This window comes from Caldichromatium japonicum (assembly GCF_011290485.1).
GTDB classification, from domain to species: Bacteria; Pseudomonadota; Gammaproteobacteria; order Chromatiales; family Chromatiaceae; genus Thermochromatium; species Thermochromatium japonicum.
The window spans coordinates 797,700-810,144 of the sequence record NZ_CP048029.1; the positions used below are offsets into that span (position 1 = coordinate 797,700).

Here is a 12,445-nt window from a genome sequence, read left to right on the forward strand (position 1 = left end):
TCCGGCCCCTCAGCGGCGTTCCTTGATCTCGATCCCCAGCGAGCGCAGCTTGCGGTAGAGATGGGTCCGCTCCATCCCTGCCTCCTTGGCCATCTTGCTGACATTCCCTTGATGTTTTTCAAGCTGATAATCCAGATAGGCCTTTTCAAACTGCTCGCGCGCCTGACGCAGGGGCTGATCGAATGACACCAGCGTCTCGATGGTTTGCTGCTGGAAGGGCGGGGGAGCGCCAAGTGCGAGCTCGACCTCGCATTGGCTGATCTCGTCGCCGGCGCCCAGGATCAAGAGACGCTGGACCAGGTTTTTCAGCTCGCGCACATTGCCTGGCCAGTGATAGTTGCGCAGGAAGTTCTGGGCACCAACGCTAAAACGCCGGTAGGGGAGCTTTTCATGGGTGGCGAAATAATCGAGATAGAAGTTTAAGAGGTCTGGGACATCCTCGGGGTGTTCATGCAGCGGAGGGATGCGCAGGGGCACGACATTGAGGTGATAAAAGAGGTCTTCGCGAAAGCGCCCGGCCTTGACCTCTTCCTCGAGGTTGCGCTGGGTGATGGCGATGATCCGCACATCGATGCGCACCGGCTCGCGCCCGCTGACACGCAAGAAATAGCCGCTGTCGAGCGCGCCCAAGAGCTTGGACTGGGCCTCCCAATCCATATCGGCGACCTCATCGAGCATCAGGGTGCCGCCGGCGGCCTTCTCTAGGCTGCCATAATGGATATGGTCCTGCTCCTCGACGCCAAACAACTCGCTGGCCGCATTGTCGGTAGCAAGCGCTGAAACGCAAAGATCGATGAATGGACGATCGCGCCTTGCGCTCTGGGAATGGAGATAGCGGGCAAAGGTCTCGCGCCCGCTGCCGGGTTCCCCAGTGATCAGGACCCAGGTGTCGTGTTGGGCGATGCGTTTGACCTGTTCGCGCAGACGCTGGATGACGGCACTGCGTCCGACCGGCTCATGGACCTGGGGGCTGCGCCGCCTAAGCCCGATATTTTCCTGCTGAAGCTTGCTAGCCTCTAGGGCGCGTTCCACGGTCAGCAGCAGTTTGGCCATCGATAAGGGCTTTTCGAGAAAGTCATAAGCCCCCAGTCGCGTGGCCTCGACCGCGGTCTCGATCGTGCCATGACCCGACATCATGATCACCGGACAAGGCAGCTCGTCGTCGGACCACTCTTTGAGCAAAGAGATCCCATCGATGTCGGGCATCCAGATATCGAGCAGGATCAGGTCGGGGCGCCGGTCGCGCAGGGCGTGACGCGCGGCCTCGCTGTTCTCGGCCATAGCCACGGTATAGCCCTCATCCTCCAGGATCTCCTTGACCAGGCCGCGGATATCGGGTTCGTCGTCGACGACCAGGATATGGGTTGCGCTCATGGTGCTCTCTCAAGCTCTTGACCCTAGACCGCAGGAGCGGTCAGTTGCCAGATGGGAATACGGACCCTGATCAGGGCCCCCGATTCGGTATTCTCGACGGCGATCATACCGCCATGTTCCTCGATGATCTTCTTGACGATCGCCAATCCCAGGCCTGTCCCTTTGGTCTTGGTCGTGACATAGGGCTCGAACGCCCGCTCCAGGATGTGCGGGTCGAAGCCCGGTCCATTATCGCTGATAAGACACTGGAGATAGTGGGCATCGTCCAACTCGATCGGTTCGGTGCTGACTCTGATCCGCCCATTAGGGCGCCCTTCGAGCGCCTCGGCGGCGTTCTTGATCAAATTATGGATGACCTGTCTGAGGCGCAACGGGTCCCCTTTAATCCGCACTTCCGGAGCACCGAGCGCGATCTCGAGCATGGTCATGCCGGCGCTGCGATAAAGATCCAAGACCTCGCGCGCGAGCTCGTCAAACACAAAGGGCTCGGTTCGGATGTGCGCGCTCTTGGCATAGTCCGAGAAGTCGTTGACCATCGCCTTGAGCGCCTCGACCTGCTGGATGATGGTTGAGGTCGCACGGTCGATGATCTGAGCATCCTGCTCTGCGGCCTTGGCGAGCAGCTTGTGCCGCAGGCGCTCTGCCGAGAGCTGGATCGGAGTCAACGGGTTTTTGATCTCATGGGCGAGACGGCGCGCCACCTCGGCCCAGGCAGCATGACGTTGGGCCACAATGAGGGAGGTGATATCGTCGAAGACCACTACATGCCCCCGCTGATTGCTGTCTGGAAGGGGTAGGGGACTGCCACGGCACAACAGGGTCTGGCTGGTCTCATCGCGCTGGAGCTTGACCTCGGTCCGCCAGGGGCGCGGATCGTTGAGATGACGGCGCACGGCCTCAATCCAGGGCACGAGCCAGGGGGCAGCGCCTTCCAGGTCGTCAAGTCCGCTAGACGCCTGATCCAAGTTCTCTGTCAATCCCAGGATCGCCCGCGCTGCTGGATTGACCATGGCCAGATATTGGTGCTCGTCGAAGGCAATCACCCCGGAGGACAGACGCCCCAGGATGGTCTCGAGATAATTGCGCTGGGTCTCAACCTCATGCTTGCTGCGCGCCGCGGCATCGCGCGCCTGGGCGATGCGCCGGGCCATGGCATTGAACGAGGTCACTAGGAAACTGAGCTCATCGTCATGGCGGGGCAGGGGGATCCGTTGGTCATAGTTGCCCTCTGAGATCAGGCGGGTGGCGCGGGCGATATCGGCGATCGGCGCCACCAGGCGCCGGGCGGTGTGAAAGGCGGCGATCAGTGCAGCCATCACCCCAAACGCCAAAACCAATGACAGGGTAAGTGAGAAGCTGAGTTTCAGCGACCGACGCAGATAGGCCAATTCCGTATAGCGGTTATAGGCGTTTTCCAAGCGATTGCTCAGGGTGCTGATCCGGGCCGAGGTGGGAAACAGCGCCTGCATCAACAAAGGTCGGCCACTAGGATCCTGGACCAGGGTACGTACCACCAGCTCATTGCCCGGGCCCGTCTCCAAGCCGACATAATTGACACCGGCCCGCACGCTCTGATGGATGTCGCGATCCGGCGCAGCGGGGACCAACTGGGTCGGGTCCTCGTTGGCCGTCCCCAGGACCCGTCCGTTGGCATCATAGACGGTGAGTTCAATCGCCCCGGCGCGCCGACGCAGGCTATTCAGACTCAAGGCGATCGCCGTGGCCGAGCGGTCTTCGATCCCCGCCAAAAGCTGCTCGGTGATCTTGACCAAGAGACGTTGATTGAGATCAAGCGAGGCTTGATTGAGCTCGAGGGCATCTTGCATGGCGCGCCCGATCTCGACGTCGAACCAGCTATCGATCCCGCGCAAGAGAAAGCCGAGCGAAAAGTAATACACCGTGCCGACAGGTAGGAGAGCGATCAGGGTAAACAACAAGACCAGACGCGCAGTCAAGCGCGAGCCTGCAGCCTGACGCCGGTAACGGCGAATCAGCTTGACGAGATTGACGACCACCAGCACCGCCAAGACCGCAAGCCCGGCGAGCACTATGGCGAGCAGCGGGACAAAGGCGCGGCTTAAGGCCTCGGAATTCTCCACGGCATCGCGCATCAAGACGAGCACTACGAAGAGTCCGAGGATCAGGAGGGCGACCGGAAGAACGCCTAGGACGGGTCGCCAGCTTAGGGTTTTACCGGCCACGTGGTCCAACCGCTCGACAGTTTCCAGGACGGGCGCAGATAGGCCGTGGGGCGTAGCGGCAGCGGCAGCTCTTCGATGTCCAGAGAGACCTTCAAGCGCAGCTCGTAGTCTGATTTGGGGTCGAGCCGGTCGCGGGCGATGAGCAGCTGGTCGGTCAATTCGCTCAGGGCGCGGATCGCGGTATCGCGGGTCACAAACTCCTGACGCTGGTGGCCAGGCAGACGATAGACCTCGTAACGCTCGGATAAGGGGCGATAGCGGATGATGCAACGCCACTGGTCGTCGAGCAGACTATCCTCCCAGATCCAGGACCCAACGCGCCTCAGCTGGGCATGGAAGACCAGGGTCAGGGGGACACCATGATCCAGCGCCTCCAAAGCGACCGGACTGAATGCCAGTGTTGTGCGCGCATTGAGCAGGATCTGCCCTGCCTGCTCATGGAGCTCGACCTGCTGGATGCTGAAGCCGGTGGCCTGGGCTGCGCCGAGCGGATAGGCTGATAGGGCCGAGGCCAAAAGCAAGGCGACGCTCAAAAGCATGCGTGGGCTCATGAGGCGGCCTTCGCGATGAGCGCGTAGAAAAAACCATCATGTCCGCCCGGCCTGGGCAGGAGTTGCAAACCCGGTGGGCGGGGACGCCCCCAGGGGTGGCAAAGCAACAGGACCTGCGCCTCGGGGTGGCGCCCCACAAAGTCAGCGACCTGCACCTCGTTCTCCTGGGCGAAGAGCGAGCAGGTGGCATATAACAGGCGTCCACCGGGGCGCAGCAACGGCCAGATGGCCTCCAGCATCCTTGCTTGGGTCGCAACCAGGGCAGGGATGTCCTTAGGCCGGCGCAGCCAGGGGATATCGGGATGACGGCGCATCACCCCGGTCGCCGAGCAGGGGACATCGAGTAGGATGCGGTCGAAAGGTCTCTCCGTCCAGCTCCCTTGTGGATCGGCGGCATCGGCGACCAAGAGCTGGGCCTTGAGTCCCAGGCGCTTGAGCAGCCGCTCGGCGGTCTCAAGACGCGCGGGATCATGATCCATGGCGATGAGCTCCAGCTCACCGCGCGCCTGCTCCAGGATGGCCGCGGTCTTGCCGCCAGGCGCGGCGCAGGCATCGAGCACCCGTGCGCCGGCTGGGGCAGCGAGCAGCAGGGCAGCAAGCTGGGCCCCGCTGTCTTGGACCGAGACCCAGCCCCTCTCCCATCCTGGCAGCTCGCGCATGAGGTGGGGCTGATCGAGCAGGATGCCGGTCGGAAGTTCCGCGATGGGTCTGGCTGCGATCCCTGCCGCCGCTAGGGTATCGAGATAGTCCGCCCGTGAGCACCTCAGGGGATTGACGCGCACTGCCATCGGTGCTCTCCCCTGGCTGGCCTGGACGATTGCCTCCCAATCATCCGGCCAATCGGTGCGCAGGTGCTCGATCAGCCAAGCGGGATAGGGCCAGCGGGCCTCGGGCTGGCGCATGACCCAGGCAAGCAGGTCTGCCTGCTCGCGCAAGAAGCGACGCAGCAGGGCATTGACCAGGCCAGCGAGATGCGGCTTGCCGATCGTACGCGCCGCCTCGACCGTGGCCGAGACCACGGCATGGGGTGGGATCTGGCTGAAGGCGAGCTGATAGAGCCCTATCAGGATGAGGTCATAGAGCTCGGCGTCGCGCTCCTTGAGCGGGCGATCGAGCAGCCGGTCGGCGATACAGGTTAAGGGCACCAGATGGCGCAGTGAGCCATAGACCAATTCCTGGAGCAACGCGCGATCGGCATCGGATTGACCGGTTGGATCCCCGGACAAAAGACCTCCGAGCGACCGCCTGCCCGTGCGCACGTCGCGCAGCAGACGCGCTGCCGCTGCGCGTGACGCAGCGCCCGGGGTCTTGCGAGCAACTTCGATGCTCTGCCGGCTCTTAGTCAAAACGCGCGCCATCCAGTCGCCGCGCGTTAAGATACTCGGCGGCGCTCATGGGTCGTTTGCCGGCAGGCTGAAGGCGGGTGATGCGCAAGATCCCAGCCCCTGTGGCAACACAAATCCCTGCACGGTCGGCTTGCAAGATGGCGCCGGGGCATGCCCCCTCGGGTCCGTCCTCGGCCTGGGCCGCCCATAGTCGGATGGGTGCTGCCTCCAAGGTCGTATAAGCGATCGGCCAGGGATTAAAGGCGCGGATCTGACGCTCGATAAGATCAGCAGGAGAGCGCCAATCGATGCGCGCCTCGTCCTTGCTGAGCTTGGGGGCATAGGTGGTCTGCGCCTCATCCTGGGGCTCGGGAACCAGCGAGCCGTCGGCGATCCTTGGCAGAGCCTCGAGCAATGCCTGGGCGCCGAGCGCCGCCAGCCGGTCATGGAGCGTTTGGCCGGTCTCATCCGGCGCGATCGGGGTGGTGATGCGGTGATAGACCGGACCGGTATCCAGCCCCTCTTCCATGCGCATGATCGAGACCCCCGTCTGGGTATCGCCGGCGAGGATGGCGCGTTGGATCGGGGCCGCACCTCGCCAGCGCGGGAGCAGCGAGGCATGGACATTGATGCACCCCAGCGTGGGAGCATCCAGGACCGCCTTAGGCAATAACAGGCCATAGGCGGCGACCACGAACAGGTCCGCTCCCAGCCCAACGAGCTGGGCAACGGCCTCGGGGTCGCGCTTGAGGCTCGCAGGCTGATAGAGCGGCAGTCCATACGAGAGCGCTAGGGCCTTGACCGGGCTCATCTGAAGATACTGGCCGCGGCCTGCAGGTCGGTCTGGCTGGGTATAGACGCCGATCACCGCCTGACCCGCATCCAGCAGGGCCTGGAGCGCAGGTACGGCAAACTCCGGCGTCCCAGCAAAGAGTACGCGCAGCGGTCGCATCCTGAGGGGTCTCAGGGGTTTGAGCCCTAGATGGCCTGACGGCGCTGAGCGGCGCTCGCCTGGGCGAGGGCAGACGCCTGACGCTCCTTGCGCTGTTTTTCAAGCTTATGGCGGATGCGCTGACGCTTAAGGAGCGAGATGTGATCGACAAACAGCTTGCCGTCGAGATGATCCAGTTCATGCTGGATACAAATGGCGAGTAATCCATCCGCTTCGAACCTAAAAGTCTGGCCCTCGCGATCGAGGGCCTCGACGGTTACCCGCTCGGCGCGGGCAACAGGTTCGTAGAATCCCGGAACGGACAGACAACCCTCCTCGCGCTGGGTCGTCCCTTCACGCGCCAGTATCCGCGGATTGATCAGACACAGCGGCTGATCATGTGTTTCGGAGACATCGATGACGACTACCTGAAGTTGGACATCGATCTGGGTGGCCGCCAATCCAATACCTGGGGCCGCGTACATGGTCTCGAGCATATCATCGACCAGGCGGCGGATGCCATCATCGACTTGTTTGACCGGCTGGGCCTTCTTGCGCAGCCGTGGATCGGGGAAGGTGAGGATCTCGCGTAGGGCCATAGAGATTTGCCGTGGAAATTGGGTGGTCGAAAGTCAGCGCGGTGCGCTACCATTGATTGCAGAATACTATATCCCGAAAATAGGGTTTGAGTCCTGACATTGAAAGGCGGCGCGATCGCTGGGAGCGGTTTTCAACCGGTCTGCACGTCGCGTGGCATCCTACCGATCCCATTGCGCCAGCAAGGGATGAGCCACACTGATTGTAGAGGTGAACACCTCGACAGGGGGGTCTCTATGCAAAGCCGTTTCGCCATCCTGTCCGTTTTTAGCATTGTCTTGACGCTCTTCGCAGGTGCAACACCTGCATTGGAGCTGGCGCCAGATGCCCCGTCGCGCTACGTGGTCCAGCCAGGCGATACCCTCTGGGACATCGCCGGCCGTTTCCTCAACGAGCCTTGGCGCTGGTCCGAAGTCTGGCAGGCCAATCCGGGTATCGACAATCCCAACCGCATCTATCCTGGGGATGTCCTGGAGCTCGCCCAGGTTGCCGGTCGCCCGGTGATCCGGCGGGCGGCAGGGGTGCGTACCGTCAGGCTTAGCCCGCAGGTGCGTGCCGAGACCCTCAAGGCCCCTATCCCCGTTATCCGCATCGGTAACATCGCCCCCTTTCTCACCCAGCCCTATGTAGCCGATTCGGATGCAATCAAGCAGGCATCCTATGTGGTTGGTTTTCCTGAAGAACATATCGTTGCCGGGGTGCGCGACTCGATCTATGTGCGCAAGATCCCGTCCGCAGAGATGCAGCAATTTCAAGTCTTACGCCCAGGGGACCCTTTGCGCGACCCCGAGAGCAGTGAGCTTCTGGGCTACCATGTCGAGTTCATCGCCAATGCCGTCCTCGAACGTCCAGGAAATCCAGCCAAGCTGCGGGTGACCCGTATGGAGCGCGAGGTGTCGATCGGTGATCGGGTCATCCCTGCCGATCCCGAATCTGCGCTGGCCGACTTCTTGCCCCGTCCAGCCCCAACCGGTTTGCGTGGGCGCATCCTGGCGGTGACCAATGGCGTCTCCCAGATCGGGCGCTATGACGTGGTCATCCTCAACCGCGGGGCGCGGGATGGGCTCGAGCCTGGCCATGTCTTCGAGGTCTTCAGCGGGGGCGAGCGCGAGCGTGATCAGGTCCGCTCGGGGATCGCCAACAGCAACTGGTTGATGGATAGCCCGTTTTCGTCCGAGTTCTGGCTGGGATATAGCTATGAATTCAAGGGCTGGCGGGCTGATGAACCTTCAGCCAATGAGGGCTTCCCGTTGCATCCTGCCTATCGACGGCAGAAGGCCGAATATATTGCTCCTTTCGAGCGTGCTGGTCGGTTGATGGTCTTTCGTGTCTTCGACCGGGTGAGCTTTGGCGTGATCCTGGAAGCAACGCGGGCGCTTCAGGTCGGCAACTGGATCGCCCCCCCATCGGCCTGATCCCAGGTGTCGCTACCTCTGATCGAGGACTCGCCACTTGCGGATTGGGTGAGGCTGAGCCTGGTACCTGGTATCGGCTGCCGTACCTATCGGAAATTGATCGAGACCTTTGGTTCGCCGAGCGCCGTTTTGTCGGCAAGCCAGGCCCAGCTCGGCCAGGCGGGTCTTAAGCCTGCGACCATCGCAGCCCTCCGCGCTCCGGACCCCGCCTTGATCAGTGCAATCCTGGCCTGGGCCAATCAGCCTGATGCCCATCTGGTGACCCTGGCCGATGCGCGTTATCCCACCTTGCTGGCCCAGATCCATGATCCGCCCCAGATCCTCTATGTGCGCGGGCAGGTTGAGCTTTTGTGCGACCCGCAGATTGCCATCGTCGGCAGCCGCAACCCAACCCCGGCCGGCGTCGAGATCACGCAGTTCTTTGCCCGGCGTCTTGCCGAATTTGGGCTAGTCGTCACCAGCGGGCTGGCCATCGGTATCGACGGAGCGGCCCACGAGGGGGCACTTGAGAGAGGCGAAACCATCGCGGTGCTCGGGACAGGTCCGGATCGGGTCTATCCGGCCAGACACCGCGATCTTGCGCGGCGCATCCTCAAGCAGGGTGCGCTGGTCAGCGAATTCCCCCCTGGCTGCGGCGCGCTGGCCAAGCATTTTCCCCGACGCAACCGCCTGATCAGCGGCATGAGCCTAGGGGTCTTGGTTACGGAAGCGGCCTTGCAAAGCGGTTCACTCATCACGGCGCGCCTGGCACTTGAACAGGGGCGCAAGGTCTTTGCCATCCCCGGTTCCATCCGCAACCCCATGGCGCGCGGCTGCCATGCGCTGATCCGCGAGGGTGCCGAGCTGGTCGAGGACCCTGCCGAGCTCATCGCTGAGCTCGCCCCAGGGTTGCGTGCAGCCCTAAAACGAGAGATAGGTGATGTGCCACCTCCCCAAATGGCATCGGGCTTGTCACCCGAGCAGTCGCAACTCCTTGTCGCCATGGGCCATGATCCGGTGACCCTCGATGATCTGACCCGGCGCACCGGGCTGCCTGTCGAGCAGATCAACGCCGCGCTCTTGCTCATGGAGCTTGCGGGTCATGTATCATCCCTTCCGGGCGGACGTTATACCCGTACCACCTGAGCGGTCCCGTAGATCCTTGGCCACTACCCGAGAGTGCCGATGAGCGAAACCATGGTCGATGTCCTGATCTATCTTTACGAAAACTATATGGGTGGCGAGGATCAACCGCCGGTTGAACCGAGCACCCTCGAGGATGAGCTGACCCAGGCCGGCTTCAGCCCAGGCGAGGTCGCTAAGGCCCTGCGCTGGCTCGACGAGCTGGCCCAGGTAGTCGGTTCGGTCGTTGAAACCGCGCCTAGCGCGGGGGTGATGCGGATCTATGATGAGCGCGAATGCGCTAAGCTCGATCGCGAGGTACGGGGGATGCTATTGGCCCTTGAACAGGATGGCATCCTTGATCCTGTCAGCCGCGAGCTGGTCATCGATCGACTCTTAGCCATCGATCACCCGCGTGTCCTGGTTGAGGAGGCCCAATGGGTAGCCTTGCTTGTCCTCATGAACTGCCCTGGGCGCGAATCGGCTTTCAGTCAACTCGAGGCCATGCTCTACACTGAAGACGCCTGTTCGCCCTATCTCCATTGAGCCTGTCAGTTCCAGGCTGCAGTAACCGAAGCGCATGAATCTCGTCGTCGTCGAATCACCGGCCAAGGCCAAGACCATCAAAAAATATCTCGGGCCTGATTTCGAAGTCGTCGCCTCTTATGGCCATGTCCGCGACCTGATCCCCAAGGAAGGGGCGGTCGATCCTGACAACGGCTTTGCCATGAAATACCAGGTTATCGAGCGCAACGAGCGCCATGTCCAAACCATCGCCAAGAAGCTCAAGGAGGCGAAGGCCCTATATCTTGCCACCGACCCCGACCGCGAGGGTGAGGCCATCTCCTGGCATCTTTATGAGCTACTCAAAGACCGGCATCAGCTCGGCAACAAACCCGTGCATCGGGTGGTCTTCAATGAGATCACCAAGCGCGCTGTGCAAGAGGCAATCGCTCACCCGCGTGGGATCTCCTATGACCTGGTCAATGCCCAGCAGGCGCGGCGGGCCCTCGATTATCTGGTCGGCTTTAATCTTTCGCCGCTCCTCTGGAAAAAGATCCGGCGGGGGCTATCGGCCGGGCGGGTGCAAAGCCCAGCGCTGCGCCTCATCTGCGAGCGCGAGGCTGAGATCGAATCCTTTGTCCAGCGCGAGTACTGGACCATTGAGGCCGATGCCGCCAAAGAGGGGCGCTCATTCGTCGCCCGGCTCATCCAGTTTGCGGGCGAGAGGCTTGAGCAGTTCAGCATCACCCATAAAGCACGCGCAACCGAGGTCGTGAGCGCACTCGAGACCGCGGCCCAGGGCGGGCTGATCGTCGAACAGGTCGAGCATAAGCAGCGCAAACGCCATCCGGCGCCGCCCTTCATCACTTCGACCCTGCAACAGGAGGCAGCGCGCAAGCTGGGTTTCAGCGCCCAGCGCACCATGCGCGTGGCCCAGCAGCTCTATGAGGGGGTGGATATCGGCAGCGGCGCGGTCGGATTGATCACCTATATGCGCACCGATTCGGTGAATCTGGCCCAAGAGTCGATCGCTGAGATCAGGGACTATATCGCCGAGCGTTATGGCCAGGCCGCCTTGCCCGAGGGACCCCGCCAATATAAGACCAAGGCCAAGAATGCCCAGGAGGCCCATGAAGCGATCCGCCCGACCTCGATCCTCCGCGACCCTGCCCTCCTGAGGGAGCATCTTACGTCCGATCAATTCAGGCTTTATGAGCTGATCTGGAAACGGACGCTCGCCTGTCAGATGGCCTCGGCGCTGATCAATCAGGTGATTGTGGATCTAGACGCAGGTGCGGGCAATCTCTTGCGGGCGACCGGCTCGGTGATCGCCGACCCGGGATTCATGCGCGTCTATCTCGAGGGGCGGGATGATGCGCAAGATGCCGACGACGACGAGGAACGCATGTTACCCGAGATGCAGGTCGGCGAACGCGTGCAGCTCCTGGCCATCCGTCCCGAACAGCATTTCACCGAGCCGCCACCGCGCTATACCGAGGCCACCTTGGTCAAGGCGCTCGAAGAATATGGGATCGGGCGGCCCTCGACCTATGCCACCATCATCTCGACACTCCAGGAACGCGAATATGTGGTCTTGGACAAAAAGCGCTTCGTCCCCACCGATGTTGGGCGGATCGTCAACCGATTCCTGACCGAATACTTCACCAACTATGTGGACTATGACTTCACTGCCCGCCTAGAGGATGATCTGGATGCCGTCTCGCGCGGTGAGTACGAGTGGATACCGCTGCTGGAGCGTTTCTGGCGGCCATTTAAGGACCTGATCGATCACACCCAGGCCCATGTCAAGCGCAGCGAGATCACCCAAGAGCGGATCGATGAACCCTGTCCCAAATGCGGCGGGCAATTGGTCATCCGCTTGGGGCGCAATGGGCGCTTCGTCGGCTGTTCCAATTATCCGACCTGCGACTATACCCGTAGCCTAGACCCAGAAGGCGCTGACCACCCGTCTGCGGAGGTCGTCGAGGGGCGCACCTGTCCGCAATGCGGCTCGGCCCTCGAGATCAAAGGTGGGCGCTATGGCAAGTTCATCGGTTGTAGCGCCTATCCCAAATGCAATTACATCGAGCCCTTGGAACGGCCCGAGGATACGGGTGTCACCTGTCCCCAATGCAGTCAGGGGACCTTGCAGAAACGCCGCTCGCGCCGCGGTAAGGTCTTTTATTCCTGCTCGACCTATCCCAAATGCAACTATGCGCTCTGGGACGAGCCGATCGCTGGTCCCTGTCCCCAGTGCGGCTGGCCGGTATTGACCCTCAAGGTGACCAAGCGTCAGGGGGCCCTTCGGGTCTGTCCGCGCAAAGAGTGCGGTTATCGCGCCCCGCTGGAGGCCGATGCACTCGCCCCCGCCCAGCCCGAACCCGACGCCCTATAAGAGTTAAGGGTCACTGGCTAGGCCCAAGATCCCCCATGCCCCTCCCCGATG

10 protein-coding genes are annotated in these 12,445 nt (G+C 62.1%); 4 read left to right on the forward strand and 6 right to left on the reverse strand.

Annotated elements, in window-relative coordinates; translation table 11 throughout:
• Positions 1–9: 9 nt before the first annotated feature.
• The 6 genes from GWK36_RS03935 to def are packed head-to-tail and all read right to left on the reverse strand — an operon-like array spanning position 10 to position 6,981.
• Positions 10–1,374, reverse strand: coding sequence for a sigma-54-dependent transcriptional regulator (locus GWK36_RS03935; RefSeq protein ID WP_166270049.1), 1,365 nt, complete (start codon positions 1,372–1,374; stop codon positions 10–12).
• A gap of 23 nt (positions 1,375–1,397) precedes the next feature.
• Positions 1,398–3,575 (reverse strand): sensor histidine kinase, encoded by a 2,178-nt coding sequence (locus tag GWK36_RS03940; protein ID WP_166270050.1) that lies wholly within the window; start codon positions 3,573–3,575, stop codon positions 1,398–1,400.
• A complete protein-coding gene (locus GWK36_RS03945; protein WP_166270051.1) occupies positions 3,557–4,126 on the reverse strand; it encodes a DUF4390 domain-containing protein in 570 nt (189 codons plus the stop codon). Before GWK36_RS03945 ends, GWK36_RS03940 begins: the two co-directional genes overlap by 19 nt.
• Positions 4,123–5,484: a 16S rRNA (cytosine(967)-C(5))-methyltransferase RsmB gene (gene rsmB / locus GWK36_RS03950; protein ID WP_166270052.1), complete on the reverse strand. Its 1,362-nt coding sequence runs from the start codon at positions 5,482–5,484 to the stop codon at positions 4,123–4,125. The genes GWK36_RS03945 and rsmB overlap by 4 nt, the downstream gene beginning before the upstream one ends.
• On the reverse strand, positions 5,465–6,403 hold the full coding sequence (gene fmt, locus GWK36_RS03955) for a methionyl-tRNA formyltransferase (RefSeq protein WP_166270053.1): 939 nt from the start codon (positions 6,401–6,403) through the stop codon (positions 5,465–5,467). The genes rsmB and fmt overlap by 20 nt, the downstream gene beginning before the upstream one ends.
• A 26-nt stretch (positions 6,404–6,429) precedes the next feature.
• Positions 6,430–6,981 (reverse strand): peptide deformylase, encoded by a 552-nt coding sequence (def, locus tag GWK36_RS03960; protein ID WP_166270054.1) that lies wholly within the window; start codon positions 6,979–6,981, stop codon positions 6,430–6,432.
• A gap of 234 nt (positions 6,982–7,215) precedes the next feature.
• On the opposite strand from def, the gene GWK36_RS03965 reads away from it, so the two are divergent.
• The 4 genes from GWK36_RS03965 to topA are packed head-to-tail and all read left to right on the forward strand — an operon-like array spanning position 7,216 to position 12,394.
• Complete coding sequence (locus GWK36_RS03965) at positions 7,216–8,394, forward strand: LysM peptidoglycan-binding domain-containing protein (protein ID WP_166270055.1); 1,179 nt, start codon at positions 7,216–7,218, stop codon at positions 8,392–8,394.
• Between the two features lie 6 nt (positions 8,395–8,400).
• Positions 8,401–9,519: a DNA-processing protein DprA gene (gene dprA, locus GWK36_RS03970; RefSeq protein WP_246237662.1), complete on the forward strand. Its 1,119-nt coding sequence runs from the start codon at positions 8,401–8,403 to the stop codon at positions 9,517–9,519.
• Positions 9,520–9,558: 39 nt separating this feature from the next.
• Positions 9,559–10,041 (forward strand): Smg family protein, encoded by a 483-nt coding sequence (locus tag GWK36_RS03975; protein ID WP_166270056.1) that lies wholly within the window; start codon positions 9,559–9,561, stop codon positions 10,039–10,041.
• A gap of 34 nt (positions 10,042–10,075) precedes the next feature.
• Positions 10,076–12,394: a type I DNA topoisomerase gene (topA, locus tag GWK36_RS03980; protein ID WP_166270057.1), complete on the forward strand. Its 2,319-nt coding sequence runs from the start codon at positions 10,076–10,078 to the stop codon at positions 12,392–12,394.
• The last annotated feature ends 51 nt before the right edge of the window (positions 12,395–12,445 follow it).